This is a genomic window from Pyrobaculum organotrophum (assembly GCF_055384425.1).
The window spans coordinates 410,993-436,704 of sequence record NZ_AP042430.1 but is presented as its reverse complement, the minus strand read 5'-3'; the positions used below and the strand labels follow the sequence as shown (position 1 = coordinate 436,704).

Below are 25,712 nucleotides of genomic sequence, written 5' to 3'. Positions count from 1 at the left end.
ACGGATATAAAACTATAGCCTAATTACCATGTTGTCCTCAGCCACAATGACATCTCTACCAATTCCACGTACATCTTGGTAGATTGTGGGGTTCAACCTCTCGTCTATGTGTGTAAGAACTAGCTCGCTTGCTTCCATAGCATCTGCTTCTTGAACAGCCTCTAAGGTAGTGACGTGACCGTACCTTCTACATATCTCACCGTTTTGCTCATTACAGGTAGCCTCAAACACGGCCACGTCTACACCTGTGCCAAGCTGTCTAATTGTGTCGCATCTGGGGGCTGTGTCTCCAGAGAAAAGAACATCTATGCCGTCTACAGAAAATCTGAAGGCATATGCCTCATCGGCGGTGTTGTGACAAGCCGTGGCCGCCTGCGCCTTGAGATGAGGTAGTTCAAGAAGAGGGCCGGGGCTCAGCTTGTGAAAGACAATTTCGAAATTTGGCGATTTGTACAGATGTGTAGCAACAAGTCTTGTTGTCTCTTCTACAACTCTGGGGGCGTATATATAAAGCGGTTTTCTACGACCCTCTATGTGCGCTTGAAATAAAGCCTCGGGAAGACCCAAGTAGTGATCCATATGGCTATGAGTTATAAAGACGTAGTCTATCTCAGTCAACAGCCGGCGGTCGGACAGCCTATAGTGACAGCCAACGCCGCAGTCTACCAACACGAGGTAGTTCTCCGTCTCTAAAAGATTCGCCGCCCGCCACCTCTTTGACCCAGGGCTACCGCCGGCCCCAGACCCCAATATGTGGAGATACATAGATCTAGCCTGGAAAACAGAGTATTTTATCCCTAGCTACGTCAAAGTTAACCTCGGCGCCCTCGGGCATATCTAGGCTTGACGGTACACGCGCTTTGATAACCACGTCGCCGTATGAAATCTCCAACAGTTTATACGGCCCTAGGTACTCCACCCTAGTAACTCTCCCCCTGTAGTTGCCGCTGCCGATGGCCACGTCCTCTGGTCTAAATCCAACTAGGCCACATCCCCCAAGCCCCAGTTTGTCCCCCTTTACTATGTTGCTCAAGCCCAGGAAGTTGAAAACAAATAGACTCCTGGGTCTTGTATATAATTGGGAGGGAGGCCCAACTTCCTCAATTCTCCCGTTGTTTATCACCACCAGCAAATCGCCTATGGCCAAGGCCTCCTCTTGGTCATGTGTGACATGTATTACTGTAGTGCCCAACCTCCTCTGTAACCTTTTCAAAAAGCCTCGCACCTCAAGTCTAAGTCTTGCGTCTATGTTACTAAGCGGCTCGTCGAGGAGCAAAACCCTAGGCTCCTTCACCAGAGCCCTCGCCAGAGCCACCCTCTGTTGTTGGCCCCCCGACAGCTGATGTGGATATTTGCTAAGGTGGTTCTGTATTTCTAAAATCTCCGCAATTTCATACACCCTCCTCTTTACCTCCTCCCGGGAAATTCCCTTATTTCTCAGAGGCATGGCTATGTTGTCAAAAACCGTGAGATGCGGATACAACGCATAGTTTTGAAACACAATGCCTATATCTCTTTGCCACACAGGCAGATGTGTTATATCGCGGCCGTCGATGTATATAGCCCCGCCATCTGGAGTCTCTAAACCGGCGATTAGCCTAAGTAAAGTGGTTTTTCCAGAGCCAGAAGGCCCTAGAAGTACAACATACATATTGTCGGGGATCTCCAGCCTGTCTACATAGAGGGTGAAGCCTCTAAAAGACTTCTTGAGTTCTCTAATGAGGAGCATGCTACCTAGCTCCCCAGACTTTTTCAAGATTTCTCCTAACGGCTATGAGATATACAAGAGGCGGAATTATGCTTATAATTCCCGCAGCGGAGACCTCGCCATAGCTCATAGTCACTGGGCTCATCAACATGCTTATGTAGATAGAGTAGGTCTGCGCCCCGCTGAAGCTAAGTGGATTAGCTAAGTTATAGGGCGTAGAGGTAAAAGCCAAGGGAAACACTAAAGCGCCCCAGGAGAATAAAAAGGCGTAGAGCCCCGCCACGCTCATGCCACTTCTACTAAGGGGGAGAACTACCTTGAAAAAGGCCTTTACTCTACTCATCCCGTCGGCGAGAGCCGCCTCCTCAACCTGCCTATTAAAGGTCGAAAAGTAGTTATACATAATCCATATGGCGTATGGCAGAGTCATTACTGGATATGTAACTACCAAAGCCCAAAGCGTGTTGTAAACCCCAAGCCCTCTCACGACTAGATAAAGAGGCACAATATAGAGAAGAGTCGGAGTAGTCATGAGGTAGAGAATGTACCCAACCAACAAACCGCCGCCGAAGCCGTGCACTCTCATCTGATATGCGGCTGAGGTCGCGAGAAGTACTGTGACGACGGTATTTATAACAGCGGCATATAGGCTGGTCAACAGAAACGGTAGTCCGTTGCTAAACGCCGAGATGTAGTTGTCTAATGACAGCCGCGAGGGCAACACCGACGGGGGGACGTTAATAATTTCGCCCGGGGGCTTTATAGAAATTAACACAAGCCAAGCTAGTGGGATGAAGATGAACAATAACGCGACCCCGACCACCACGGCGTGTAAAGCCTTAGGCATCTCCCTATTGGGAAGCTTGTAAACACCAGGCAACTTTATAATCGCGCCGACAGATAGAGTTTTCATATAGGCTAGCGAAAGAAAAGTGCCGATGGCGGTCATGATAACTATAAGCGTGGCGGCGTAGCCAAACTCCCCTGCCGCAAATTTCTCAAAGCTGTAATATGCCAAGTTGTCAAGCAGACGCGGGCCAACTTGGGCAGTACCTATATATATGGGGTCAAAGGTGAAGAAGCCAGTAAGCGCCGTTAACACAAAAGCTGTTAAAATATGGGGCGAAATAAGCGGTAGATCTACGGCAAAAAACTTCCTAACCCCCACCAAGCCGTCTGCCAAAGCCGCCTCCTCAACGCTTTTAGGTATAGCCCTTAGACCCGAGTATATTATCAGGACAGCGGTTGGGAGCGCCCGCCAGACGTCGATCAATACCACAGTCCAAATTGTAGAGAGGGGGTTTGTTTTAACAAGCCCAGCCTGCATTAGGTAGTACCCAAGGCCATACAGCGGGTTTAACATTAAGTACCAAGTCATAGCGGCTGTGACAGGCGGGATAAACGCAGGCAACATGAGAAATACAAGCCACCTGCCGCCCAGCCTCTTCAAGGCAAGAGCTATGGGGATCGCGGCGGCGACAGATATGATAGGAGTAACAATTGAGTAAAACAGGGTGTTCCAAAGTATTAAAGTGCCGTAGGGGTCCCGCAGAAAAAACCAGAGATAGTTCCCAGCACCAACCCACTTGAGAGCACCCTCGTAGGTACGCTCGTATAGACTCAACACGAAATTACTAGCTATGGGATACAGCGTCATTAAAAAAAGGTAGAGAACAGCTGGGAGAGCAAGAAAAAGAATTTGCTTATCTTTCATGAAATTTTTGCAATACTCTTCCAAGTCCTGTAGATGTTCTGTTGCGTCGTTTCGGCATCTTGTTCGCCCCGTAGATATTTAGCGACTTCGTTTATAAAATAGGGTCTCAAGTCTGTGAAGAAGTTCGTGACCCTGTTTACAAGAGTTAGCCTTGTGAGATCAGCTTGCGAAATCTTTGCCTCAAGAAGTGGGATAAAGGGCTTTACCCAACTCATAGAGGGCACCTCTGAAGCCACACGAAGGCCGCTGACGGTCCCGGGAACAAAGCCGACTTTTTCAGCCCCCTTCCTATACATCTCCGGCGACATCATAAAGGCGATAAATCTCGCGGCTAAGTCTGGGTCTTTGGCGTACGGATTTATCCCAATAAACGTGGGGGCTAGACCTGTGGCAAACGGGTTCTTACCGCCGGGCAGAGGCGCGATGGCGATATCTCCGGCGACTTTCGAGAGAGTGGCGTTGTTATAAATCGGTATGAAGCTAGTCCATGCGGCCACCATGGCGTAGTCGCCTGTCAAGAAGAGATCTCTAAGCTGGTCGTATTCCATCGCTTGAACTGTTATAGGCGGTTGGAATTGTATAAGGCGTTTATACGTCTTCAACGCCTGTAAAAACGAGGGACACCCCACAGTTATATTAATCCCCTGCGGCGTCATTTTAAAATACGCCCAGTAGCCTTGAGTAGGCGCTGCCCCCTCAAATTTCGGAATATCGACACAGGGGTCGGCCATGGCGTATGTATAGAAAATGCCGATAAAGCCGTTGAAAATAGACTGTTGCAACCCGTCTGGGAAGAGCAACGCGTATTTGGCAACTTGCCTAGACTGTAGAAACTCCGCTGCCTGTATCAGCTGGTCCCACGAAGACCATGTAGAGGGGTCGAGCTCATAGCCGTACCTTTTCCTAAACTCCTCACGCAGAGCTTGATTTTCAAATATGGACTTCCTATAGACCAACACATATCCAAAAACCATTTGAAACGGAACGCCAAATATCTTGGTTATATTCCCATCGGAAGATAACATGATTACGGCGGTCATAGCGCTCATAGGTAAGTCGGAGGAGTTGAATACACCTTTGTTAAAATAGGGAGTTAAATCCATCAAGTAGGGCCCCAGCGTAGAGGCTTGGGAGGGGTAAAAGATAATCACAGCGGGGTCCGGGTTCTTATTCTGTAGAGCGGTCAAGGCAGTCTGTACCATCTGGCCATACGGCACAGGCTGGATAGTGATCTTAACACCTGGATATCTCTTAGAAAACTCGTCAGCCGCCATCCTCACGTAGGGCATGAGCGTCGGATCTCCCGTGGGCACTAACACCGTGAGCGAGCCGCTCAGCTGAGGAACAGTCGTAGATGTGCCAACCGCCGTTGTGACGGCGCCGCCGACAGAAGACGGCGCACCCCCCGGCCTATACGCCATATAGAACGCCAGAGCCGCCAAAACAACCACAATAACCCCAACTACAACCGCTAAGCTTTTGGACATATATAGATGTATTTCAGTTATTTATAACAGTTAACAGCACTGTCCTCCCCCTTTAACAGACTCAACGCCTTGTCTAAGATTTTCACACATCTGGAAATTCGCCATACTATCGAGTCTCCTCTCCCGAGAGCTTTTTCACCGCCGCTTTCAGCTCCTTTACCACGTCTACAAGCTCGTCGAGGCGGTGAAAGGCGTTTAGCGTATTCCGCTGCTCTTCCTCCAGCTCCTCCAGCCGCCTCAAGATGAGGTAGAGGGCTAAGAAGATAAGCTCTCTTTCGCCTACCGCCTTCCCCTTCTCCAACTTCCCCAAAGCCTCAGAGGCAAAAGCCGCTACAACAGACCTAACCTTTCTCAACTCGTCCATAAGGCCCGTAACAGACGGAAATATATATATTTTAGTAACCGCGCGCCGGTAGGCCTACAACAGCGGCGGATGTGGGAGGAGGGCCAGGGTGTAGAGCCCTGCGGCTGTAAACACGGGGGCGCCGACGGGGAGGGCCAGCCTCAGCCACTCCCTAAAGCCGATCTTTAGGGCGCCCGCCAGCACGATGTTGGGCGCGTTGCCGGGCACTGTAAAGCCGCCTGCGATGAGAAGCGATGTTAGGAAGCTCCGGAGCGCCTCCGGGGCCATCTCGGGGCCCACCAGAGCTGCGACAAGAGTGGCGTTGTCTGCCACGGCGGAGACCGCGCCGAAGAGGTAGAGGGCCTCTCTGCCGAGTCTGGAGACGGCAGCGGCGAGCGGCTTGAAGAACTCGCCCAATATGGTCAAGGCGAAGATGAAGACGTACACCCTAGCCGCCCTGGCAAAGACCTCCCTAAGCTCCGGCTCATACAGCTCCGCCTCCGCTCCGGCGCCCCTCCGTTTCGCCAGCGCGAAGTAGGTGTACAGGGCGAAGAAGATCACCAAGATGAGGACCACGTCAAGGAGGACATCCACGAGGTAGAAAAAGCCTTGTCTCAGCTTAGCCACTGCAATGGCTGACAGTGGCTCGCCCAACGGCAGTAGAGCCGCGCCGGCGCCGATGGCATATGCACCGGACACAGCCGCAACCGCCTTATAGCTATGCGGCGCCCTTGCAAACGCCAGAAGCTCCGCCAGCACCGCCGCCGCCACAACCGCAGACACCACGCTACTGGAGAGCCCCAGCGCCAGGACCAAAGTAGCCAGCACCCCAGGCCTAGCCAGAGCGCCGGCCCAAGCCGCTAGCCTCCGCCTCAAGAGGTAGAAGGCTAGCCCAGCCAGAAGAACAACCTGCGTGATGCCCACCGGCACGTAACCGACCCCCGGCTGGTAGACAGCCACGGGGTGGAGGAGAGCCTCCTCAAGAAGGTGCAGGCTCCAGACCCCCCCAACAGACGCCGCCACGACGCCAGCCCCCAGGAAAAACAGCTCGAGGTTGTGCTCCACCCGCCTAGACACCAGCGGAAGAGCCACAAGCAAGATGAGAAACACCACCTGTAAAACCAAATCCATACCTCACGTAAAACAAAACCCTTTAAAAAATATATAACACAAGATACCCACAAACAAAACCCGCCGTCTATCCACGACAACTTCCAACGGCAGGCAAACACAGGAACCCTAGTGTCTGCTATAGAGTTAGCGCCTCTCTCATAATGGTCTACATAGTGGCGCTGTCTTTCAGCCCACTCGGCGCACTACAAATAGGCAGCCTCGCCCTAGACCCCCTAACCCTCATAATATTCATAGGTCTGGTATACACGCCAAGTGTTTGCATAGCCTTCTACCTAATATTCGATTCTATAACAAAAATATAGTCTATACCGGAGGAAACCCCGTAATGTATATATAGAACCTAGATAAGTCTCAGGTATGAAGCTCAAGGGAGTCACGCTTATCTATGGGCCGCCTGGCGCTGGAAAGACTACCTTTGCCGCATGGTATACCTATAACAATTATGACAAAATTTTTTGGGTCTCTGCCTTTGAAGATGAGGGAACCTTTAGGAGGAATATGGCGGCTTTGGGCTACAACTTCGGCGAGAAGCTGGTCTACTGGGAGGCGGTGTTGGCCGGCGCAGAGACGTTTTTCAACACCCTGCTAGACGCAGTAGTTCGCGAAAAGCCGCAGGCCCTGGTAATAGACTCTGTGACGGAGTTTCTCGCCATGGGAGGGGGGTTGGACATCCTCCACAACGTTATCTACAGAGCTATAAAACAGGGAGGGGTCGACGTCTTTCTGACGGCAGAGAGGGAGGTTGCGCCAAAGGTGGCGTATATAGCAGATAACGTTGTTGAACTCCTCTACGACGTCTACCCCTACGGCGCCGTGAGAGAGGCCGTCGTGAGGAAGATACGCGGGGGGAAGGCGGGTTACACGTTACCCTTTGTAATTAGAGAAGGCACTGGCATACTTTTTGTAACGCCGACAGAGGCAGCAGAGGCGCGTGTAATGCGGATAGAGACTGGGACGTGTCTCGACGTAGCTGTCGGCGGGCTTTACAAGGGGTTGTTACATGTCCTTGTGGGACCGCCTGGGGCTGGAAAAACTTGGCTTATGTTGAAGACTGTTAAATCTCTACGAGAACGGGGTGTAAAAGCAGAGTATATATGTGTAACTGGGGCGGCTTCTGTGTATGTTCAACAATTTGGTGTAGAATCCATAGACGTAAATCTAGACTTAGGCGAGTTATACGCTGCATTAGCTACAGTTAAGGCAGACGCCGTTTTTATCAGAGGCTTAGAAGCTCTTTTTAGATTATATGGCGAACAACTACTGTATTCCACCCTACAGACGTTACTGAGGGTAGCCAGGTCGGGCCCCGCCGTAGTTATATCACTTAGAGATTTACACGACCTCGATGTGCTTTTCGACGTAATTGTAAACGTAGAGAATAGGAGAGTCACAGGCGTGAGAGCGCCAAGCGGAAGAATAGGAGAGAAGGTCGAGTGTTAATATGTGTCTGGCAAGGGATTTATTGATACGTTTCTATAGCTCTTTAGACATCTCACTTAGCGCTTTAATTCATTACCGTGTCTTGGCGGTGTTTGGCAAGCCTTTTGACTACTTCCTCGTGGAAGAGCCCTGGCGCGTCTATGAAGTACTAGAGAAGGCACTTGGAAAACATAACACAGAGTTAGTTATTAATATCCTAAAAGGTTGGCTTGAGAAAAATGGTTGTTCTCTCACCTATGAACAGCTCGTGAAGTTTCTAACAAAGAGAGAGACTTGGGGGGTTAAGTAACTCTTGTGTTTATCTCAATTATTTTCCCATCTCTCATCTTAGCGTAGGCATCGCAGTATGGCAGTAGCTCTAGGTTGTGGGTGACCATCACTATCGTTATGCCGAGGGTTTTCTTCAGCTCTAGGAAGGTGTCCATCACCACCTTTGCGGTGGCGCTGTCTAGGTTGCCAGTGGGCTCGTCTGCCAAAAGTATCCTCGGCCTTGCCACTATGGCCCTCGCGATGGCCACGCGCTGTTGTTCTCCGCCGGATAGTTGGGTGGGCCTCTTCTTGGGGTCTATGTGGCCGAGCCCCACCAGCCTCAACGCCTCTAGGGCGGCTCTCCTCCTCTCCTCTCTCGGCACTCTCCTGAGAATCAGCGGTAGCTCCACGTTTTCTAGGATAGACATGCGGGGGATGAGGTAGAACATCTGGAAGACGAAGCCGACGTTTCTGTTCCTGAACTCGGCCAGCTCGTCGTCGCCTAGGTCATTTAGCCTCACCCCGGCCACCGTCACCTCGCCGCTTGTGGGCTTGTCCACACCCCCTATGATGTGAAGAAGCGTCGACTTGCCAGAGCCCGAGGGGCCGATGATGCATTGGAAGGCGCCCTTCGGCACCTCCAGAGTGACTCCTCTGAGCGCCGGGTAGTCGCCGTAGTACTTAACGACGTCTTTCACAACGATCTCCACAGCCATGCCTATGAACGCGCTATAAATAGTTTACGCACTTAAAGGTGTTGTACAAGAGAGTCTCTTTCTCGACGGGCGCTCCCCTTTGCTTCACCGGCCCTCTCCGGGGGCTGGGGCCCGCGACGCCTTTTGGGTGGCCGCGGGCGAGGGGGCCCGGGTCGTTGGGGGCTGGCTGTGCCCCCTAGTCGCCGAGCCCCAGGGCTGGGGTAGTAGCTCATAGGAGCGACAGTTTACGAACTTAAAAGTGTGATAGTCGTCGGGACGGGGAAAAGCGGGTTACTTCTGGAGTAGCTCCCAATACCTCTTCTTGGCCCAGAGCAACGGCACGTTGTCTCTATGTGCCTTGAAGCCACAGGCGGGACAACGCATGAAGCGGCAGTTCTCCACCGCCATCTTTGCCCCGCATTTTGGACAGATGGTTGAGTACAACCTCTCCTCTAGATATAGCTGTCCATACCACTTTGCCAACTCCATCAACCTCCTCCTCGGTTGGCCCAGTCCATCGGGGAAGTACTTCTTCTAGCCGTCTTCTTCTGGCCGGATCTGTCTCCCTCGCAGTCTGCTCGTCGAGACGGCTTACCTCCTCGTGAAGCTTCCTCAACTCCTTTGCCATAGATTCGTCGGGCAGTCTACAACGCTTTGAAATCTTGCCGTCTTTAACCAAAGCAAATGTAATGCCGTGGTCTAGACGGTTGATGACACTCGCCCTTGGCTCTATCGGCTTGTCTCCACGGCGGTAGTATAAAAATCAACAGCTGAAGCTGGCGATTTACTCTCTGTCGTTTGATACATGACGGCGTTTGACGACTGTGTGTACAAGGGGGACCGACTGCGGGAGCTTCACTGCGCCCCCCGCGGGGCCCTCTGCCGCCGTATTTATATAATGGGTCATTATATAAATTTATGGGCCGTGTTTTGACGGTCTTTGCACATGGTGATGCCGACGGAGTTTGTTCAGCGGCTGTCGTCGTGGCGGCGCTGGCGGGGGAGTACGACGAGGTTGAGGTCTATTTTACGCATCCAGTGGACCTGCTGAAGGACTTTAGGGAGTTCGCCCGGGGCGACGTCTACATAGTGGACGTGGCGATAGACGAGAAGGTGGCAGAGGAGGCTGGGCGGGTCTTCGCCGGGTACGGGGGGAGGGTGGTCTACGTCGACCACCACCCCCTTTCCGCCGACTTGCCTCGTGTGGAGGTTGTGCACGAGGTGGGCTCCTCGGCCTCCGAGCTGGCGTATAGACTCCTCGGCGGGAGGCTTCCCAAGTCCTACAGCAGGGTTGCCCTCTACGGCGCCATCAGCGACTATATGGACCACAGCCCCCCTTTGCGGCTCCCGGCCCTCTCCGGGGGGCTTGGGGCCTGCCTGCGGAGACGCCCTAAGGCGGCCGCGGGCGAGAGGGCCCCGGGTCATTAGGGGCTGGCTGTGCCCCCTAGTCGCCGGGCCCCAGGGCCGGGGATGTGGCTCATGAATGTGAAACAGTTACGAGCTTAAAAATGTGATGGTCGCCGGAGTGGAAAAAACGGGTTGTTTCTGGAGTAGTTCCCAGTATCTCTTTTTGGCCCATATCAGTGGCACGTTGTCTCTGTTGTCGTTGAAGCCGCAGGCGGGGCAGTGCATCCGCCTGTTGCTCAGCTCCTCCATCTTCGCGCCACAACGGGGGCAGATAGTCGAATACAGCCGCTCCTCCACATACGGCAGTCCGTACCACTTTGCCAAGTGTTGTAGGCGCCTCCTCAGTTGTCCCAAACCGTCTAGGAAGTGCTTCTTCACTCCACTCCAGTTCCCCTCCTTCAGCTCCCGGTACGTGTCGTCTTCCATCGTGTCAACTACGACAGCGGCTTGGTACTCCCTTGCCAATTTTATGATCTCGCCGGCGCTTCGTATCACTACATCTCTCGTCTTCCTATACCGTTTCGATGCGAGGTGGCGGGCTCTGTCTTCGAAATGTCTCTTTCTGACGGGGTCCGTCTCCCTCGCGGCCCGCTCATCAAGGCGGCTTATCTCCTCGTGAAGTCTCTCCAACTCCCTTATCGTGCTCCAGTGGGGAAGTCTCATCCGCCTTACGATCTTGCCGTCTTTTACAACGCCCACCATTATGCCGTGGTCAAGACGATTCACGTCAACGGCGACAATGGCCTTGGGCTCTACCGGCGTCACCTCTCTGGCGAAGACAAGGGCAACGTAGAGTCTTCCATAGGTCGGCTCCTTCTTACCACTTCTCTTCTCAACGCCGAGAAGCGCCAACTTGAGTCTGGCATCCTCCTTCAACCTCCGGCTAATCCAAGCGACGTTGCCCTTCTTCAACTCGACGGCGAGAGGCGGTATGCCCAACTTCCGCACTCTGACTACGCCGCTCTTTAGGTCGACGAAGACGGCCCTACTCACGTCTCTCTCGTTTTCAATCCTAAGTTGGGCGTCGAGCGGAACCGCCCGGTGGAACACGACATCGCGCCAAAACACCTTGGCTTGGTCTACGAAGTACTTCTTGAGACCGTATTTGGGAAACACCTCCTCGATAATCCGCCGTGCCAGCTCCCGTCTCTCGGGAGTGAGGAGTCTGTCCGACTCCTCCGCCGTCAGCTTGGGTTCCTCCTATCCCGTAATCTCCTTCACTAGTCTTCTGGCGTACTCCTCAACCGCAAGGCGCATCCTTACGGCGGGGTCTAGGACGTCCGGCCGCTCTTCGACGAGACGCCAAGGTATCTCTATCCTCAGCGTTCTGTATGCGTACATGGGCGTATATGTGGAGTGGCTGAAATCTCTGTTGGTTATAGAAGACACACGGGGGCAGGCCGAAAGTTTCACAAGACAAACCCACGGCGCCGTCGTGAAGGCGGCGTTGAGAGACATGTTGTTGACCTCCGCCGCCCCTCGCCGGCGTCATACGCCGCCGTTGCCACCCCAAGCCCAATTCACACTGGCGATACCCACCGCGGCACTCGCGGCGAAAACCGCCGCAAACCCGTTTCTTAACCCACCCACACCTCTAACGCAATCTCTTCACAATTTCTACTCCCTCGGTTCACCTGTCTGACAGCGACGACGTCAGGCAGGTGAGTCGAAAGAGTTGAAAGACAGACTTTTCAACTAGTTTTTCTCCCCCACGCCTTCGCATATGGGCCAAGTCTACAGAGTGTTGAAGATCAGAATCCCATGGCGGTTGGTCGAGGAGCGGCCGGACGTCCTCGACCTTGCCGTAAGGATGCGCCTAGCGGCGGAGGAATTTGCAGGGAAGCTGTCGAAGGAGCTGGTTGGGAAGGAGAGGGCTGGGCTCGCGCCGCTCCTCGCGCTGGACAGGCGTGAGTTGGTCTTCAAGATAGCCGAGGAGGTTCTCGCCAAGTACGGGCTCGCCGACTGCGGGCATCTAGAGGGCGGAACCGTAGAGATACGCTGGCCGGGCTCACAGCCCTTCACGATTAAGTTGAAGAGAAGCAAGGCGAGGTGGATCAAAAAGCAGTTGGAGAGGGGCGAGCTCAAGTTCGCGTTCCTCGGCATAGAGAGGCAGAGGGACGAAGAGGGGACGACCTACGGAAGTCTCTACGTAGGGCTTGTGCTCGTCCGCGAAGTCCAGCGGGTGGAGCCCAGAGCGCTTGTGGTCGTGAACAACCTCGGCCACTATGTAAAGGTCGGCCTCGTGGCCGACGGGAGGGCCGTGGAGACGCGGAATCGTGGGAAATGTCATTTACAAGATCGTGAAGTTGGCTAGAGAGCGCCGGGCCGCAGTTGTGGTGAACGTAGAGGAGGACATAGTGAGCCCGAGGAGCCTCGCGGAGAGGTTGTTGTTCGAAGGTCTCAAGGGGCTGTGAGGGAGGCGCTGGAGGCTTGGGACCGCCGGATTATATACTTCGAGGCGGGGGTTCTGATACAGGGCTTGGAGAGGGCTAGGAAGGACCACGACTTCAAGAGGGAGGTGGTTAGGCATCTGGCGAAGAACCTCCCGCCGTCTGCGATGGCTAGGCTTATGAAGATGGCTGAGGAGCAGGCGAGGGTCAACGAGGAGCTCGTCTGGTGGGTGGAGAAGAACGTCTCGCTCCGCGGCTCAGTCGCGTTGGTGGTCAACCCGCCGGGGCCGCTTGGCTTAGCCGCCAACTTGGCCAGGGGGCTGACGGGGGCTGAGGTAGGGGTGGCGGCTGAGGCTAGAGGCGACATGTATGTTGTGAGTCTCCGCTCCAAGGGGCTTGACCTAAACGCCTTTCTGAGGGATTTCGCCAGGAGATACGGCGTTTCGGGCGGGGGCCATCCAAATGCGGCCGGGGCGAGGATTCCAAGAGACCTCCTCCCCGTCCTCGTGGAGGAGCTCAGCCGCCTACGTAGATGACGCCGGAGGCGTGGGGCGCCTTGGCGGCCTTTATCTGCCTGGGCTCCGTCATCCACGCCACCACGTTGCTAAAGAACCTGCGGTTGTCATCCAGGGTTATGAAGTAGGGCGTGAAGGATCTGACAGACCCCACGAAGAGGAAGTTGCCGGCCTGCGCCGCAACGGTGTAGTTCCCCTCTCCGTAGCCGAAGACGTAGCCTCTCACAGTCAGCCTATGGGGGGCGTTGGTCGCCACCGCCGAGGGGCTGAAGAGGGCTAGCCTCCTCACGCCGCTCAAAAGGGTCCAGTTTCCGCTGGGCTCCACGTAGACGAACTGCCAGTTCTGGAGGTAGGTCCTGCCCCCTGCTGTGAAGTTGTAGACTGCCCTTAGGCCGGACATGTTGAAGTACATAGGAAGGGGGTCGAAGATGGCGTAGGCAGAGTAGGGCGCCACGTAGGCCGCCCCTCCTGAAATAACAACGGCGCTTGCCCTCATGTCGTAGAAGTAGGCCACCCTCACCCCCCTGGCCGTCGCGTTTAACACCGCCGCCAGGGCGTCTCTTGAAAACGGCGCAGTTGGGTTAACCACGACCAGCCCCGTGGCGTTGGCCAGGAGAGAGGTCAGTTGGTTCTCACTCGCCGCCGCCACCAGTGCGAAGCCCCGGACGGCCAGCTCGGCCCTAAGCACTTCGATAAAGCCCCTTGGCACCATGTTGCCGTGGGACATGTCTAACACCACGTAGGGCTTCCCCAGCGGAGATGTGGGGAGAGTAACGTTTCTGGGGACGCCGGCTCTTACGTCGATCTGAAGCACGCCGGGGTAGATATAGAATATGGGGATGGGAGAGGCGTTGAGGAGCTGGGACAGAGGCACTCTCCAGGCCGAGGCGGCCGCCGTCGTCATGTTCATCAAATCGCCTAGGTAGACCAGGGAGTAGTTCCTAAGGCCCAGCTCCTCCGCCATATCTCTCGCGGCGTCGAGGATCCCTCCTATTTTATCCACGAGACCTAGCTTTAATGCCTCTTCCGCCGTGAAGAGGCCTGCGGTTTCTAAAACCGCCGGATCCGCCTTGATCCTTCCCGCCCTCCCCCTCAACACAGCCTCTACAAAGTTCTGCCTGATCTTCTCTACGTCGTCGTAATAGCCGTGGAGATCTTCGCCGTAGTACTTCAACGGCCCTGTGGTGTATATGTAGTCAGCTGCGTCGTATAGGTATAGGTCAGGCCAGATGACGGCCACAACGCCGATGCTACCCACCCAGCTGGAGGGCGCCGCGTATATTCTCTCGGCCGCTACGGCGGTGTAGTAGGCGCCGGAGGCGCCGAGACCGACAATCACGGCGTATTTCGTCTTGTTTAAACCGAGGAGAGTAGTGTAGAGTGTCTCTGTCCCAGAGACTGTGCCGCCTGGCGAGTTTATCACAAGCACTATGCCTGCCACGTCGTCTCTTTGTGAAAGTTCTGTAAGCGCCTTTACTAACTTATCTGTCTCGGGGCCGCCGATGACAAAATCCACAGGGACGAGGACTATTTTTGGCTTAACAGGCTGGGGGGCCGCCGGCTTTGGCTGACATATATAAAACACGGCGAGAAGGGCCGCCACGCCGATGGCAAGAGCTAATGCAATTCCAACGGCGAGAGCTTTCTCAGCCATAGAAAAGAAGTGTGGGAGGTATATATCTTCTATCGCGCTAATGTCCTTAGTATTTAAACGAGAATGTGACAGTGAAGGTCGGCGACAGGATCTACATCCTTGAGACAAACATAAGAGACGTAACGGTTGGATACCACAGCTACAGGGAGATCTTGCAATCTACCAAGGGCCCGTGGCACGCAGGCTGCACCGTCAAGAGCCGGGCAAAAGAACGACGTGAGGAGGAAAGTGACAAATCTCGTCGTAAGGGAGACAGAGAGGCTAAGCGCTGCCACAGCGGTCAAAAATTTGCCAAAGGAGACGTCGAAGGACATGATATCAGAGATAGCAATCCTAAGCCAAGGGACGGGATCTATAGGGCGGGCTTTAGAATTAGAGAGATCGTACAGAAGGCGAGGGAGGGGAAGTGATAAAAGTAAATCCGAGGAGAACCTCCTCTCTAAACGTCGAAAAACGTGCAGCCGCGTGCTGTCCGGCACCACGCCTGAGGTACCGTGGATGCCGATGGTGGCATGGGCGAGGAGAAAGTCCCTAGGGACAGGCGATTGCCGTTGGCCCTATTTAGTAGCCCAGTCTTTTCTAGGCGGTGAGAAGACGTCTATTACCACGGCGTCGGTTATCGCCACGGCCTCATGTTCTACGCCCGGCGGTACATATACCACATCTCCTGTAGATGCAGTAAATCTCCTCCCACCTACGTCAAACTCTATAACGCCCTCTAATACCACAGAGATCTGCTCGTTTGGGTGGCTGTGTCTCTGTGCGACGCAACCGGCCTTTAATCGAAACTGCGCCACTGTGGCCCCCTCTCCAGATATATAGCGCCTCTCCATACATTCGTTTACTCTCTCCCAACGCCAGGTCATAGTCTCATAAGCTTTTCCCGCTCCTCTCTGGGAAGTGTAGAGATATCTACTGAGTCGAGTATCACCTCGGCGGCAGTCTGCGGGTCTCTATAATAAAACTTAACGCCAGCTATCACCACAGCCCTCAGCGCTCCCCCCTCTACCAATTTATCTAGCCTCCTCTTGACCTCCTCTAGAGAGGTCCCAAGATACGACGCGGCTTGAGCTGCAGTAAAGGCGCCTAGTTTCCTCGCAAGTTCCAGCGCCGACCTAAGAAACATGTCTTCTATTACACAGGTTGATATATATTTTGTGGTTTTAAACAACAATTTTTATACCTCCTGAAATTTGGCTTATGGACGTCGCCGCCTTACTTGAGGAAGTGCTTAAAATCTACAGCCCTCCCCACGGCGAGGGCGAGTTGGCCAGGTGGCTCCAACGCTATCTGAGACAATACGTCCCAGACGTATGGATCGACGAAGCTGGTAACGTAATTGCTGTGAAAGGCCGCGGCGAGCCTGTCGTGTGGCTACACGCCCACATGGACACAGTGCCCGGCCCCCTGCCCGTGAGGAGGGAGGGAGACGTGCTGTGGGGCCGCGGGGCGGTAGACGACAAAGGCCCCCTGGCGGCTTACACAAAGGCTTTCCTCGAGGCGGAGCCCCGGGGGACTCTGGTGCTTGCCCTCGTCACTGCCGAAGAAGATGACAGCGCTGGCACGGAGGCCCTCCTGAAGGGGGGACCCCCCAGGCCCCGCTATATTTACGTGGGGGAGCCCACCTCTCTTCACGTGGCGTATGCCTACAGAGGCGGCGCCAAGGTGTACATAGAGCTGGAGTCTAGAGGTGGCCACGCCAGCTCCCCCATATACGGCAACATCGTGGAGGAGCTCTACGCCATATACCAAGAGATCAAGAGGGCCCTTGGACATGCCGAGAGATACGACGCCTTCACTGTCACGCCCACTGTGGTCAACTGCGGCGACGCCCCAAACAAAATACCGACGAGATGCACTATGGTTCTAGACGTGAGAATACCCCTCGGTAGGACATGCCGCGACCTCCTCTCGGCCCTCCCCCCACAGGCAAGGGCGAGGAGCTGCGTAGAGCCGGCCGAGGTCTCGCCCACCAACCCAGCCGCCAGGGCGCTCATCAGAGGGCTGTTAAAACTCGGCCTAGAGCCCAAGCTCAGCAGGAAGTGGGGCACAGCCGACTTCAACCTCCTCGTCGACCTCACCAGAGACATCGCCGCCTTCGGCCCCGGCGACCCGCGGCTAGCCCACACAGAAGACGAACATATAGACATGCAAGAGGTTGAGCTAGCCGTCCAAGTGCTTAAATATGCATTAAAAGAACTAATGAGATAAGGTATATATATATGACTTAAATAAAGACTATGAGGTTTGAAATATGGGATCTCTTTAAAGAAGGCGCTATCGTCGTCAAGGGTCTTCCAGGGGTTGGCAAAACGTTGCTTGTGGCTAAGGCCGCTTCTCAGTTTAAAAAAGTGGCGTGGTTCACCTTTTACGAGACCGCCGATCGGCTTGTTAAATTTCTCAAATCGGCTGGATTAACTCCGCCTGCGTACATATTTGACTTAGTTAGCGTAGAGCCTAGGGTTGCAGTAAAAATCATTGTAGATAAAGTTCTTGAGCTTAATCCAGATTTCGTCGTCGTAGATGGCGTAAGTGCTCTTACTGCCGAAGGCGAGAGAGAGCTTATCCACGCCGTGTTTTACCACGGGCTTTCACGTGAGAGGCCTATAGTCTTGGTAAAAGAGGGTGTGGAAACAACTCCATCTGATTATATAGCTGATACAATAATAGAAGTTGAGCACCGTATATTTAATACAGGCGCCTCTGCACGTTATGTAAAAATACTAAAGTCCAGAGGATATTATATACCTCAGACAGTATTTCTCTATGCGTTAGAAGAGAGGCCCACTGTTGTGGCGCCTGGGAGAGAGCCTGTAGAAATCACCGCCGAAAAAATCTCTACAGGTTTTCCCGAGTTAGACCAAGTTTTAGAAGGCGGTTTATTAAGGGGGAGTTTAGCCGCGTTGGTAGGGCCTCCAGATGGGCTGGCGAGTAAACTTGCTGTATTAATGGCGGCGGAGCTTGCAAAAAGAAACTACAAAGTTCTTTATCACCACCACAAATTAGTGCCGCTTTACATAGAAACTGCCAAGAGATTTGGAGCTAGCCTAAAGGAGTTAGGGGTTTCTCTGCTTTATCATCCTGTGTCTGAGCATATGTCTGCAAATTGGTGGTATAGAAGCGCTGTGTTTGTAAACCAGGGGAAGTACGATTTACACATTGTTGACCAATATGAGGAGGTATTGTTAGCAACGGGCATACAGCTACTAAAGGAGACAATCCCACTCCATAGATCTCTTTTAAAATATCCCACAGTAATTTTCCACGTGTTTAATTCCTACAGCGCCTGGAGAGAGATGGCTAGATACTTAAGCTCATACTATGACTACATCCTGTTGGTAAAACACAACCACGCCATTATACATACGCCAGACAACATAACCCCTATAAAGTTGCAGTTTCGAGTAGATCTCCAGGAGAGGAGAGTAGTATTTAAGCTATGACATGTCTCACCAAAGATTTATTAACACGCCTATATATAGAGCTTGATTTTCCCATAAGAGCTTTAATTCATTACCGTGTCTTGGCGGTGTTTGGCAAGCCTTTTGACTACTTCCTCGTGGAAGAGCCCTGGCGCGTCTATGAAGTACTAGAGAAGGCACTTGGAAAACATAACACAGAGTTGATAATAGGCATAATGGCCGACTGGCTTATTAAGCATAACTGCCGTATGACGCCGGCAGAACTAGAGAAAGTATTCAGCGATAAATCGATGTGGAGTAAATAGCCGCCCTAGAAATTTCAGAGTTCCTAGGTTTTTATTTTCCTCGCTTTCTCTATCGTGTGGAAGTTTTTAAGGCTAAGGCAAAAGACTATGACAGATGGTATATAGCCCATTCTGCGTTGTACAAATCGGAGTTGTCTGCGGTTTCTAACTTCGACTGCCACGGCGGCGTGGAAGTGGGAGTTGGCACTGGGAGATTCGCCGCGCCAGTTGGGATAAGAGTAGGCGTAGACCCCGTGAGAGAGATGCTTAAGTTAGCTCCGCGAGAGTTAGAGCTTGTAGAGGCCGTGGGAGAGGCCCTCCCGATGAGAGATAAGGCGTTTCCCTGTGCCCTCCTTGTAGTTACGCTTTGTTTTGTAGATAACCCGGCGGCTGTGCTCCGCGAGGCGGCTAGGGTGGCGGAGAGAGTTGTGGCGTGTATAGTGCCGAAGGAGTCGCCCTGGGGCAGGCTGTACGTAGAGATGGGCGCGAGGGGCCACCCCTTCTACTCGAGGGCGAGGTTCTACACCGTCAGAAAGGTAGTAGAAATAGCCGAGGGGATGAGGCCTTTGCGTATAGTCGCCACTCTCTCTAGGCCGCCAGGCGAGAAGGAAGAGGTAGAGGAGGCTAGAGAGGTGTCTATAGAAGAGGCTGAGCGTATGGGCTTTGTCTGTATCGAGTTTAAAGTATGATTGTCGCCGTTGCGTCTAGAAATCCAAATAAGCTGAGGGCTGTTCAAGCGGCGTATAAGCTCTTTGGGATGAGGGCGCAAGTAGTCCCCGTCGAAAAGCCTGTGTCTCTCCCTCCGCAGCCCATTGGCGTTGAGACTGTGGTCGCGGGGGCCATAGAGAGGGCGAGGGCGGCGCTTTCTGTTGTGCAAAATGCAGAACATGGCGTTGGGATTGAGGCAGGCGTACTACAGGCGGGCGGGCGTTATTTAGACGTCACTGTGGCTGCAATAGCGGATAGAAACGGCGTTGTTACAATAGGCTTTGGCCCTGCCTTCCAAGTCCCCGACATATTTCTCAACGATGTGTTAAGGGGGGTTGAGTTGGGGGTTCTGGCAGAGAGGTACTTTGGAAGAGTTGCAATCGGCTATAAAGAGGGCATAATAGGCGTGCTTACCAAAGGGGTGGTGTCTCGCTTCGATTTAAACATGGCTGCGGTAGTTATGGCGCTTGTGCCTAGGCTCTCTACAAACGCCCCGCTCTACCGCTTCTGAAACACCGCGCCGTAGAAGGGCAGAGCTCTAATGAGGCGCTTCTCTAGGTGGAACCTAGATGACAACATATCTTCAACCTCTCTCCAAGTGAAGACGTGTTGTGCCCCCACCGCCGTGAGGATGGCGAGGTAGCCCGGCATAGACTCTGCCACGGGCTGGGCGACATATAGCCTTCCTCCTGGCTTTAAGACTCGGCTAATACACTCAAGCTCACGGAGTGGGTCGGGCATCCACTGGAGTTTTTCTATGAGTAACACGGCGTCGTAATGACCTGAAATTTCGCATGCTGTCGAAACCGTCACAAAAGTCGCTGAGGGCGCCACGGCTTTTGCCATTTCAACAAAGACGGCGCTGGGGTCGTAGCCGAGGTAAGAGGCTGGCTTATAGTCCTCGTGGTAGAAGGCGGCTATGTGGCCCTCTCTGGAGTAGGGCTCTAGTACGGCTTGGCCGTCTGTAACCCCCGCTGCCTTTAGGAAGGTTTTTACCATAATTCTATGCCAGCCTTGTACTTGTATATCGCTGTAGAAGAGGTCTAAGGCGTTTCTATCAACTTCGTCTTGTGCTATTTTGATAGCTCCTATTTCGTCAAAACGCATATGCATCTCTACCCACTCTCTCGCATATAGCCCCTTTGGCATCTCGGGTTTCTTAACCTCTTTCTTGAACTCGCCTCTCTCGTCTATTATCCCCCTTTTGAGAAGCGATATGTAGAGAGCTTTAACAAAGGGCTTTTTTAGATCTTTCTCTTTTATCTCATTCCACCATTTGGCTGCATACCAAATGCTCCAGTCGAGCGCCTTCTTAAGTTCTAAAATGCCGCCGGACGCTACTATATATTCCCGGAAGTATCTCCACACAGAGGGAAAGTCTATGTACATACCAAGGCTCCTATCTCTCTGAGCTTTAATAATATGGGGTACAACTCTTTAGGCGCCCTCCCAGACTCCAGCGCTTGTAGAACCATCTGTTGAACAGTGGGGCTTAAAGTAGCTACCCTATCCCAATCTCTAATTTCGCAATCTCCCAACTTGACGACACTATCTCTTTCACACTTATTAACATCCGCAGGCTGGCCGCAGTGGGGGCATACAGATGTAACACCCGGCGCCATCTCCAAGACGAAGGGTCTTCCGCATCTCGGACACAAACCCCTGAGGACAGTTATAATCTGCATATATACTATAACGCCCTTATATTTTAGACTTACGGGTGGGCTCCTTACATATACAAGAGAATAATTTGGTAGCGGGGCCCGGATTTGAACCGGGGACCTCGGGGTTATGAGCCCCGCGGCCTACCAGGCTGGCCTACCCCGCTTCTGGCGCCCACTGCGCCGTATGGTAATTTCATAACAGCTTTATAAGTTTTTCTCTATGCCCCCTTCGCATCTCCCGCCCCTCCTCGGAGCCTGCAAAACACTGACCCCCGGGACTACGACATACGCGGCGGTGTTGACCATAGTCGCGCCTACGCCGAGAGCCAGCCAGAGGGGCTCTGCGTCTACTTCAGGGCTGATATAACTACGGCCATCGCTGCCGTGCTTCTATACGCAAAAATAACGGGTGCTAAAAATATAAGAACTAAGCCGCCGCACGTCCAAGAGCTCTACGGCCTTATCTGTGCTCACACCATAGAGGATCTCGTCTCCTACCTAACCTAGTTTTTTGCATCTCCCTCTCATGTCTCCCGCCAATCTCTTTGCCACTTTCTACTCCCTCGGTTCACCTGCCTGACAGCGACGACGTCAGGCAGGTGTGTGAAAGGAATAGAAAGAGTGCTTCTGACTTTTTGCGTCTGTGGGAGGTGGGGCGTGAACCTACTGTCGTTTGTAGTTGGGCTCATCGCCGTGGCGACCAGCGATGTCTTGTTTTTGAGCGACTCCTCTTCTCCAATTGTATACGTCGTGGCGATTGATGCAATTGCACGCACTCTCGCCCTAATCGCTATTATAAATCGCGGAAAGGACTACGAATCTGACGCACTTGAATCGGTTGCGTTTAGTATGTTCATCACTACACCCGCCGTACTCGCCATCTTGTTCATGAACCTCGGATCCGTCACGCCGTTGGAAACCGCCGCATACATCACAAACGTTGCCAGGCGGCTACTAATTGCGGCTTTCGACTTACGATAGCCTTTCCCGCCCGTCCTACCCGCTCGCAACGATACGAGAGATCTCAACATCTAGCTTTTCTCCCCTACGCCCTGTATGCATATGAACCAAGTCTACAGGACACTGAAGATCAGAATCCCTTGAAAGCTCATCGAGGAACGGCCGGATGTCCTCGACCTCGTGACGCACATGTATTTAGCCGTCGGAGAATATATAAAGAGACTGCTTAAGGAGTTAACAGGAAAGGAAGAGCCCAGACTCACGGCGGAGGAGCTAGACCGTCTCCTCACTCCCGACAGACGACGCGCCGGATTATTGAGGTGGTGTTTCTCCAATATGGGCTTAAGAAGTATTTCGTAGACCGAGCCAAGGTGTTCTGGCGCGACGTGGCGTTCTACCGGGCGGTTCCGTTGTCCAGTTTGCAAGGCTTAGCAACCGCTAACTCGACGTGGCAGATTTATACGAGATTTTTTCTATCGTCTCTTTTAATGCGACATACATCAGTATAGTCCCCACTAGCGACAGTATGCCTCCTACTCTAACGAAAGCTAGGGCTAGGTCCACTATGTAGAGGATGCCGGCTGCAATATATAGCGTGTTGTTATATCTGCCATATAGCTTAAAGGCGCCTACTATAAAGGCAAGTATTTCGCCTATGAGAATGACTATACCACCTATAAAAACTGCGCCCAGAATAACAAAGACGCCAGATAAGGCGCTGAACGGCATGGCAGCCGCGGCTCCTGCGCCTATCACCAACAGACCTGTTATCAACCCGAGAATTACAACTATTAAACCTACAAGCATAAGCGTAGTCCCCGTGTGGCATATGTCAAAACCCCTATCTATCTGAGACATTAGACGCATGCCCGGCCTAATTTTGCCAAAAATGGCGTATAGAGACACGGCGGCGCTTACTAATAACAGTATGAAAAATACAGCTAAAGCGCCCGCCGCAGAAGCTACATAGTGGAATGGATGTTCGAAAACTGCGCCAACTACAGCAAATATAGAAGCCAGGCCGACGAAAATACCTATAATAGCTAAAAGCGTTGCGACTAAAATGTACAAAAACCCTGTCTTAAGCATATTAAGGGCATCTAATTCCACGCCCCTCGTTTCCATAGATATTAGTCTTTTATAACTTAAATATGTAGATGTGGAAGGACGTCAAGATATCCTCTGGCAAAATCGTGGAAAAAATTCTATAATCTAAGCGTTGGGAGGAATAGGCTGAATAGTCCGTTTATTATCCATATCAATATGGCGAGGGCAAACGCTCCGAGCCATCCAACTCCCTGTAGCTTCCGAAGTGCATAAAGCCAGACGAAGAAAGCTATTATGCCGCTTATAAAGGGGATTCTAAATACGGCGTGGAAAAACCAATAGATCAACGCGCCTACTAATGCAGTAAGCGCCGCCCCAGCCAAATCCTCTCTCTTCTGCCTACCTGGGAAAACCTTAAGCGCAAGCCACACGGCAATGGTAGAGACCAACCACCCAACTACGAGTCCAATTATCTCTCCCGCCGGAGACATAGCAAAACTTTTACAACTGCTAAATAAACATTGACGCTATTTTTATAAGGCCGATGTATTTCTAGTTCGTGGAAGTAGTTGAAGTGCCGGGTTGTCCAGAGGGCTCGCTTAAGGCTGTGGCATATATAAAAGAGAGACAGCCTAGAGAAGTCGTAGTTAAGACGCCAGATGAGGGATGTGTAAATGTGCTAAGGCTTATTTTACCCCTCTTTAATTACCTCGTCATAGACGTGTATAAGGAGGGCGACCTACATGTGGTTAAGGCTAGACGGGCGAAGACTTGAGACGGCACTCCTCGCAGAGGTATATATGCTCGTAGGGGAGCCCCCTCTCTTTTAATCTTTCGGCCAGCTTCCGCGCCATAGTCTCCGTATATGGCAGAGGTTTTCCGCAGGAAGAGCATCTGGCGGGGCTGTCGCGGAAGACGACCCTAGACTCGTAGGGCTTGTCTTCCCGGGTCTTCCCAACCTTTATCACTTTCTCTGGGCATTTCTCTACACAAACACCGCAGGCGATACATAACGCCGGCGTGAGGCGGAGCTCAAAGCCCTTTATGGAGAGGGCGTCTGTAGGACAGACGTTGACACAGGCCCCGCAGAGGGTGCACCCCTCCGCCACCTCCACTCTGCCGACAGGCATTCCCAGGGCCACGGCGAGCATCCTCGTCTGCCACCTGTCTCCAGGCTGTAGAGGAGCCTTCTCGGCCCTCACCACGAAGTCTCTGTCCTCGCGGACAAGCCCCGCGCCCCACTTCTCCACGGCTGGCCACAAGGGACATCTCTCGCCGCGGGAGCAGTGGGCTCTGGCTTCGCCATATTTCGCCGCCGCAATATAGAGATATTGCTTAGGTATGGCTGCGATACACTTGACCCTCACCCCCTCCTCGTCGCCATCTTGGAAGGCATAGTCACAGATAAATTTCAACGGCCCTGGAGCCGTCTTTATAAGCTCGGCGAGAAAGCCGTCAGGTAGAGACGGCATCTTCACCGCCTCGACGGGACACACGGCGTTGCATAGGCCGCAATCTATACACCGGTCGTACCTCACTCTAATAGATTTCCTCTCAACATATTCAAAAGCCGTAGCTGGACAAGATCTGACACACATGCCGCACCAGATACACTTGGCTTGGTCTACCACCGCTGTGTCCCTCAGCCTTATGAAGCCCCCTGTTATTAGCTCTCTCCTCGTCGCCGTCTTAACTTCAGCAGGTGGGAGAGAGGCCCAGTCTGTGTCTATGTGTTTCTCGGCTACGCTTCTAAACCACTCCCCATGGGGCCCACGATATGCGAAATATAGCGGCGTCTGAGAGAGACGTTTAGAAAGATCTTCTCTACCATCAACAATGATGATAGATGGTTTGTCCCCCGTTCCCACCTTCTCTAATACAACGACGCCTTTAAATAATTGACACCTTTCTGCCCACGTCACTACATTTCTAGTTGGAAAGCTGACAGCCTATTGGACTCACGACGCGGGCTAAGAACCACCGCGGCCATGGCCACCACGGCGAGCCAAGGCGCGTCGGCGAAAAGCGGGTTCACCTCAGCAAAGCCCCTGTGATGGCGGTAGCCGCATATATCGCCGTCTTTAGGCGCATACGCCAGAGGGGGCAGAGGGAGAAAAGCGAGGACGCCGTCTTCTCCAATAACGATCTCCGATTTCACTACAGAGGATACATGCCCACATCAGCCGGTTAAGTAGGGCCCTCGCGTGCGTACGAGGATCCGTGTAGAGCTCTCGACCTCCAGAGACAGCTGTAGAAACTTGAGACGAAACGCTTTGGCGCAATCCGTGACGTCGTTATAAACGCCGCCCGCGAGATCATAAAACTGGCCAGAGAGCACCAAGCCGCGATCGTAGTAGACACGATGAAGGACGACACGTACCAAGAGCTGAAGGAGGACAACGGAAGAGACATAAAGAAGCACCTCCTCAACGGTCTCGGCCAACTGAGGAGGAGGTTAAAGGAGTTGGCGCAGTGGTACGGCCTGCCGTATGTGGAAGAGCGGCTGTATTCGACCATCTGCCCCCGCTGTGGCGTTAAGATGGGAGAGGGGCCGCGTAATGCGTTGCCCCACCTGCGGCTTCAGAGCGCATAGAGACAACGCCCCCATGATATGGCGGAGGAGAGGTACTGGGGGCTAGAAACAACCCCCCGGCGACCACCACCTAACCCCCCAACTACACCTCCCACATGAACGACGCTTGGCCCCCCGGGGCGCCTGCAACAGGCGACTCGCGGCCGTCCCCCGGGTGACCCGCCCCCTCGCCCCGGCACGGCCCCTGAGCCCCTCGGAGGAGGGGCCGAGAAAAAGATAAGGAAGTCGTCTCCCGCGCCAAAGATCCCATGCCAATAGGCGAGACACACATACCGACTTTACTATTGAAATAGCTGGA

General features: G+C 53.2%; 30 protein-coding genes, 1 tRNA gene and 3 pseudogenes. 15 read left to right on the top strand and 19 right to left on the bottom strand.

Annotation, left to right across the window (positions count from 1 at the left end; all coding sequences use genetic code 11):
- Positions 1-12: 12 nt before the first annotated feature.
- The 6 genes from ACZ49R_RS02690 to ACZ49R_RS02665 all read right to left on the bottom strand — a co-directional run bounded on the left by ACZ49R_RS02690 (position 13) and on the right by ACZ49R_RS02665 (position 6,383).
- Positions 13-765 (bottom strand): MBL fold metallo-hydrolase, encoded by a 753-nt coding sequence (locus ACZ49R_RS02690; protein WP_464733630.1) that lies wholly within the window; start codon positions 763-765, stop codon positions 13-15.
- Positions 766-769: 4 nt separating this feature from the next.
- Entirely contained in the window at positions 770-1,756 is a 987-nt protein-coding gene (locus tag ACZ49R_RS02685) for an ABC transporter ATP-binding protein (RefSeq protein WP_464733629.1), read from the bottom strand.
- Positions 1,731-3,335 carry an ABC transporter permease gene (locus ACZ49R_RS02680; RefSeq protein ID WP_464733628.1) on the bottom strand — a complete coding sequence of 535 codons (1,605 nt, stop codon included), beginning with the start codon at positions 3,333-3,335 and terminating at the stop codon, positions 1,731-1,733. Before ACZ49R_RS02680 ends, ACZ49R_RS02685 begins: the two co-directional genes overlap by 26 nt.
- Positions 3,336-3,418: 83 nt before the next feature.
- Entirely contained in the window at positions 3,419-4,909 is a 1,491-nt protein-coding gene (locus ACZ49R_RS02675; protein WP_464733627.1) for an ABC transporter substrate-binding protein, read from the bottom strand.
- Positions 4,910-5,015: 106 nt separating this feature from the next.
- Positions 5,016-5,273 (bottom strand): hypothetical protein, encoded by a 258-nt coding sequence (locus ACZ49R_RS02670; protein ID WP_464733626.1) that lies wholly within the window; start codon positions 5,271-5,273, stop codon positions 5,016-5,018.
- Positions 5,274-5,327: 54 nt separating this feature from the next.
- Positions 5,328-6,383: a DUF1646 family protein gene (locus tag ACZ49R_RS02665; protein ID WP_464733625.1), complete on the bottom strand. Its 1,056-nt coding sequence runs from the start codon at positions 6,381-6,383 to the stop codon at positions 5,328-5,330.
- A 360-nt stretch (positions 6,384-6,743) separates the two neighbouring features.
- On the opposite strand from ACZ49R_RS02665, the gene ACZ49R_RS02660 reads away from it, so the two are divergent.
- Together ACZ49R_RS02660 and ACZ49R_RS02655 are read left to right on the top strand one after the other, a co-directional pair.
- Positions 6,744-7,826, top strand: a complete 1,083-nt coding sequence (locus tag ACZ49R_RS02660) for an ATPase domain-containing protein (protein WP_464733624.1) — start codon at positions 6,744-6,746, stop codon at positions 7,824-7,826.
- Between the two features lies 1 nt (position 7,827).
- Positions 7,828-8,115 (top strand): hypothetical protein, encoded by a 288-nt coding sequence (locus ACZ49R_RS02655; protein ID WP_464733623.1) that lies wholly within the window; start codon positions 7,828-7,830, stop codon positions 8,113-8,115.
- Here ACZ49R_RS02655 and ACZ49R_RS02650 read toward each other — a convergent pair.
- Together ACZ49R_RS02650 and ACZ49R_RS02645 are read right to left on the bottom strand one after the other, a co-directional pair.
- Entirely contained in the window at positions 8,108-8,791 is a 684-nt protein-coding gene (locus tag ACZ49R_RS02650) for an ABC transporter ATP-binding protein (RefSeq protein WP_464733622.1), read from the bottom strand. The two genes, ACZ49R_RS02655 and ACZ49R_RS02650, sit on opposite strands and share 8 nt — an antisense overlap.
- Before the next feature lie 224 nt (positions 8,792-9,015).
- A pseudogene (locus tag ACZ49R_RS02645) lies at positions 9,016-9,530 on the bottom strand (zinc ribbon domain-containing protein); the annotation flags it as partial.
- A 158-nt stretch (positions 9,531-9,688) separates the two neighbouring features.
- On the opposite strand from ACZ49R_RS02645, the gene ACZ49R_RS02640 reads away from it, so the two are divergent.
- Positions 9,689-10,198 carry a DHH family phosphoesterase gene (locus ACZ49R_RS02640; protein WP_464733621.1) on the top strand — a complete coding sequence of 170 codons (510 nt, stop codon included), beginning with the start codon at positions 9,689-9,691 and terminating at the stop codon, positions 10,196-10,198.
- A gap of 66 nt (positions 10,199-10,264) precedes the next feature.
- Here ACZ49R_RS02640 and ACZ49R_RS02635 read toward each other — a convergent pair.
- Positions 10,265-11,518 (bottom strand): annotated as a pseudogene (locus tag ACZ49R_RS02635) (zinc ribbon domain-containing protein).
- A 382-nt stretch (positions 11,519-11,900) separates the two neighbouring features.
- Here ACZ49R_RS02635 and ACZ49R_RS02630 point away from each other — a divergent pair.
- Entirely contained in the window at positions 11,901-12,491 is a 591-nt protein-coding gene (locus ACZ49R_RS02630) for a hypothetical protein (RefSeq protein WP_464733620.1), read from the top strand.
- A 96-nt stretch (positions 12,492-12,587) separates the two neighbouring features.
- Entirely contained in the window at positions 12,588-13,103 is a 516-nt protein-coding gene (locus tag ACZ49R_RS02625) for a DHHA1 domain-containing protein (protein ID WP_464733619.1), read from the top strand.
- On the opposite strand, the gene ACZ49R_RS02620 is transcribed toward ACZ49R_RS02625, so the two are convergent.
- Positions 13,084-14,736 carry a S49 family peptidase gene (locus ACZ49R_RS02620; RefSeq protein WP_464733618.1) on the bottom strand — a complete coding sequence of 551 codons (1,653 nt, stop codon included), beginning with the start codon at positions 14,734-14,736 and terminating at the stop codon, positions 13,084-13,086. The two genes, ACZ49R_RS02625 and ACZ49R_RS02620, sit on opposite strands and share 20 nt — an antisense overlap.
- Positions 14,737-14,801: 65 nt before the next feature.
- Between ACZ49R_RS02620 and ACZ49R_RS02615 the strand changes: the two genes are divergently transcribed.
- Positions 14,802-15,146, top strand: a complete 345-nt coding sequence (locus ACZ49R_RS02615; protein ID WP_464733617.1) for a hypothetical protein — start codon at positions 14,802-14,804, stop codon at positions 15,144-15,146.
- 147 nt (positions 15,147-15,293) lie between these two features.
- Here the strand turns inward: ACZ49R_RS02615 and ACZ49R_RS02610 are convergent, their stop codons facing one another.
- Together ACZ49R_RS02610 and ACZ49R_RS02605 are read right to left on the bottom strand one after the other, a co-directional pair.
- Positions 15,294-15,602, bottom strand: a complete 309-nt coding sequence (locus ACZ49R_RS02610) for a cupin domain-containing protein (RefSeq protein WP_464733616.1) — start codon at positions 15,600-15,602, stop codon at positions 15,294-15,296.
- Positions 15,599-15,862: a Fis family transcriptional regulator gene (locus tag ACZ49R_RS02605; protein ID WP_464733615.1), complete on the bottom strand. Its 264-nt coding sequence runs from the start codon at positions 15,860-15,862 to the stop codon at positions 15,599-15,601. The genes ACZ49R_RS02610 and ACZ49R_RS02605 overlap by 4 nt, the downstream gene beginning before the upstream one ends.
- Before the next feature lie 74 nt (positions 15,863-15,936).
- Here ACZ49R_RS02605 and ACZ49R_RS02600 point away from each other — a divergent pair, with 74 nt between their 5' ends.
- Genes ACZ49R_RS02600 through yjjX form a run of 5 tightly spaced genes read left to right on the top strand, consistent with a single transcriptional unit; the run spans position 15,937 to position 19,661 of the window.
- Positions 15,937-16,947 (top strand): M20/M25/M40 family metallo-hydrolase, encoded by a 1,011-nt coding sequence (locus ACZ49R_RS02600; protein WP_464733614.1) that lies wholly within the window; start codon positions 15,937-15,939, stop codon positions 16,945-16,947.
- 29 nt (positions 16,948-16,976) lie between these two features.
- Positions 16,977-18,179 (top strand): RAD55 family ATPase, encoded by a 1,203-nt coding sequence (locus ACZ49R_RS02595; RefSeq protein ID WP_464733613.1) that lies wholly within the window; start codon positions 16,977-16,979, stop codon positions 18,177-18,179.
- Positions 18,176-18,463 carry a hypothetical protein gene (locus ACZ49R_RS02590; protein WP_464733612.1) on the top strand — a complete coding sequence of 96 codons (288 nt, stop codon included), beginning with the start codon at positions 18,176-18,178 and terminating at the stop codon, positions 18,461-18,463. Before ACZ49R_RS02595 ends, ACZ49R_RS02590 begins: the two co-directional genes overlap by 4 nt.
- A 56-nt stretch (positions 18,464-18,519) precedes the next feature.
- Positions 18,520-19,131 (top strand): methyltransferase domain-containing protein, encoded by a 612-nt coding sequence (locus tag ACZ49R_RS02585; protein WP_464733611.1) that lies wholly within the window; start codon positions 18,520-18,522, stop codon positions 19,129-19,131.
- Positions 19,128-19,661 (top strand): inosine/xanthosine triphosphatase, encoded by a 534-nt coding sequence (gene yjjX, locus ACZ49R_RS02580; protein WP_011763127.1) that lies wholly within the window; start codon positions 19,128-19,130, stop codon positions 19,659-19,661. The genes ACZ49R_RS02585 and yjjX overlap by 4 nt, the downstream gene beginning before the upstream one ends.
- On the opposite strand, the gene ACZ49R_RS02575 is transcribed toward yjjX, so the two are convergent.
- From ACZ49R_RS02575 to ACZ49R_RS02565, 3 genes are all read right to left on the bottom strand, one after another.
- Entirely contained in the window at positions 19,649-20,539 is an 891-nt protein-coding gene (locus ACZ49R_RS02575) for a class I SAM-dependent methyltransferase (RefSeq protein ID WP_464733610.1), read from the bottom strand. The genes yjjX and ACZ49R_RS02575 overlap by 13 nt on opposite strands.
- Positions 20,530-20,835: a hypothetical protein gene (locus tag ACZ49R_RS02570; RefSeq protein ID WP_464733609.1), complete on the bottom strand. Its 306-nt coding sequence runs from the start codon at positions 20,833-20,835 to the stop codon at positions 20,530-20,532. The genes ACZ49R_RS02575 and ACZ49R_RS02570 overlap by 10 nt, the downstream gene beginning before the upstream one ends.
- Before the next feature lie 66 nt (positions 20,836-20,901).
- Positions 20,902-20,978, bottom strand: a tRNA-Met gene (locus ACZ49R_RS02565).
- 439 nt (positions 20,979-21,417) lie between these two features.
- Here ACZ49R_RS02565 and ACZ49R_RS02560 point away from each other — a divergent pair.
- Together ACZ49R_RS02560 and ACZ49R_RS02555 are read left to right on the top strand one after the other, a co-directional pair.
- Positions 21,418-21,795: a hypothetical protein gene (locus ACZ49R_RS02560; protein ID WP_464733608.1), complete on the top strand. Its 378-nt coding sequence runs from the start codon at positions 21,418-21,420 to the stop codon at positions 21,793-21,795.
- 129 nt (positions 21,796-21,924) lie between these two features.
- A pseudogene (locus ACZ49R_RS02555) lies at positions 21,925-22,193 on the top strand (zinc ribbon domain-containing protein); the annotation flags it as partial.
- Between the two features lie 19 nt (positions 22,194-22,212).
- Here ACZ49R_RS02555 and ACZ49R_RS02550 read toward each other — a convergent pair.
- On the bottom strand, positions 22,213-22,899 hold the full coding sequence (locus tag ACZ49R_RS02550) for a DUF973 family protein (RefSeq protein WP_464733607.1): 687 nt from the start codon (positions 22,897-22,899) through the stop codon (positions 22,213-22,215).
- An 80-nt stretch (positions 22,900-22,979) separates the two neighbouring features.
- Positions 22,980-23,312 carry a hypothetical protein gene (locus tag ACZ49R_RS02545; protein WP_464733606.1) on the bottom strand — a complete coding sequence of 111 codons (333 nt, stop codon included), beginning with the start codon at positions 23,310-23,312 and terminating at the stop codon, positions 22,980-22,982.
- Positions 23,313-23,380: 68 nt separating this feature from the next.
- Here ACZ49R_RS02545 and ACZ49R_RS02540 point away from each other — a divergent pair, with 68 nt between their 5' ends.
- Positions 23,381-23,596 carry a hypothetical protein gene (locus ACZ49R_RS02540; protein WP_464733605.1) on the top strand — a complete coding sequence of 72 codons (216 nt, stop codon included), beginning with the start codon at positions 23,381-23,383 and terminating at the stop codon, positions 23,594-23,596.
- On the opposite strand, the gene ACZ49R_RS02535 is transcribed toward ACZ49R_RS02540, so the two are convergent.
- Together ACZ49R_RS02535 and ACZ49R_RS02530 are read right to left on the bottom strand one after the other, a co-directional pair.
- Entirely contained in the window at positions 23,577-24,689 is a 1,113-nt protein-coding gene (locus ACZ49R_RS02535) for a 4Fe-4S binding protein (protein ID WP_464734084.1), read from the bottom strand. The two genes, ACZ49R_RS02540 and ACZ49R_RS02535, sit on opposite strands and share 20 nt — an antisense overlap.
- Before the next feature lie 53 nt (positions 24,690-24,742).
- Positions 24,743-24,979 carry a hypothetical protein gene (locus tag ACZ49R_RS02530; RefSeq protein ID WP_464733604.1) on the bottom strand — a complete coding sequence of 79 codons (237 nt, stop codon included), beginning with the start codon at positions 24,977-24,979 and terminating at the stop codon, positions 24,743-24,745.
- 204 nt (positions 24,980-25,183) lie between these two features.
- On the opposite strand from ACZ49R_RS02530, the gene ACZ49R_RS02525 reads away from it, so the two are divergent.
- Positions 25,184-25,414: a transposase family protein gene (locus ACZ49R_RS02525; RefSeq protein WP_464733603.1), complete on the top strand. Its 231-nt coding sequence runs from the start codon at positions 25,184-25,186 to the stop codon at positions 25,412-25,414.
- Positions 25,415-25,712 lie beyond the last annotated feature (298 nt).

Excerpts from the sequence above, each read along its gene's own strand:
- ACZ49R_RS02575 (WP_464733610.1), bottom strand. The coding sequence starts at position 20,539 with ATGTACATAGACTTTCCCTCTGTGTGGAGATACTTCCGGGAATATATA.
- ACZ49R_RS02570 (WP_464733609.1), bottom strand. The coding sequence starts at position 20,835 with ATGCAGATTATAACTGTCCTCAGGGGTTTGTGTCCGAGATGCGGAAGA.
- ACZ49R_RS02640 (WP_464733621.1), top strand. The coding sequence starts at position 9,689 with ATGGGCCGTGTTTTGACGGTCTTTGCACATGGTGATGCCGACGGAGTT.
- ACZ49R_RS02610 (WP_464733616.1), bottom strand. The coding sequence starts at position 15,602 with ATGACCTGGCGTTGGGAGAGAGTAAACGAATGTATGGAGAGGCGCTAT.
- ACZ49R_RS02650 (WP_464733622.1), bottom strand. The coding sequence starts at position 8,791 with ATGGCTGTGGAGATCGTTGTGAAAGACGTCGTTAAGTACTACGGCGAC.
- ACZ49R_RS02550 (WP_464733607.1), bottom strand. The coding sequence starts at position 22,899 with ATGGAAACGAGGGGCGTGGAATTAGATGCCCTTAATATGCTTAAGACA.
- ACZ49R_RS02660 (WP_464733624.1), top strand. The coding sequence starts at position 6,744 with ATGAAGCTCAAGGGAGTCACGCTTATCTATGGGCCGCCTGGCGCTGGA.
- ACZ49R_RS02630 (WP_464733620.1), top strand. The coding sequence starts at position 11,901 with ATGGGCCAAGTCTACAGAGTGTTGAAGATCAGAATCCCATGGCGGTTG.
- ACZ49R_RS02665 (WP_464733625.1), bottom strand. The coding sequence starts at position 6,383 with ATGGATTTGGTTTTACAGGTGGTGTTTCTCATCTTGCTTGTGGCTCTT.
- ACZ49R_RS02525 (WP_464733603.1), top strand. The coding sequence starts at position 25,184 with ATGAAGGACGACACGTACCAAGAGCTGAAGGAGGACAACGGAAGAGAC.
- ACZ49R_RS02670 (WP_464733626.1), bottom strand. The coding sequence starts at position 5,273 with ATGGACGAGTTGAGAAAGGTTAGGTCTGTTGTAGCGGCTTTTGCCTCT.
- ACZ49R_RS02690 (WP_464733630.1), bottom strand. The coding sequence starts at position 765 with ATGTATCTCCACATATTGGGGTCTGGGGCCGGCGGTAGCCCTGGGTCA.
- ACZ49R_RS02595 (WP_464733613.1), top strand. The coding sequence starts at position 16,977 with ATGAGGTTTGAAATATGGGATCTCTTTAAAGAAGGCGCTATCGTCGTC.
- ACZ49R_RS02655 (WP_464733623.1), top strand. The coding sequence starts at position 7,828 with ATGTGTCTGGCAAGGGATTTATTGATACGTTTCTATAGCTCTTTAGAC.
- ACZ49R_RS02545 (WP_464733606.1), bottom strand. The coding sequence starts at position 23,312 with ATGTCTCCGGCGGGAGAGATAATTGGACTCGTAGTTGGGTGGTTGGTC.
- yjjX (WP_011763127.1), top strand. The coding sequence starts at position 19,128 with ATGATTGTCGCCGTTGCGTCTAGAAATCCAAATAAGCTGAGGGCTGTT.
- ACZ49R_RS02620 (WP_464733618.1), bottom strand. The coding sequence starts at position 14,736 with ATGGCTGAGAAAGCTCTCGCCGTTGGAATTGCATTAGCTCTTGCCATC.
- ACZ49R_RS02675 (WP_464733627.1), bottom strand. The coding sequence starts at position 4,909 with ATGTCCAAAAGCTTAGCGGTTGTAGTTGGGGTTATTGTGGTTGTTTTG.
- ACZ49R_RS02590 (WP_464733612.1), top strand. The coding sequence starts at position 18,176 with ATGACATGTCTCACCAAAGATTTATTAACACGCCTATATATAGAGCTT.
- ACZ49R_RS02605 (WP_464733615.1), bottom strand. The coding sequence starts at position 15,862 with ATGTTTCTTAGGTCGGCGCTGGAACTTGCGAGGAAACTAGGCGCCTTT.
- ACZ49R_RS02600 (WP_464733614.1), top strand. The coding sequence starts at position 15,937 with ATGGACGTCGCCGCCTTACTTGAGGAAGTGCTTAAAATCTACAGCCCT.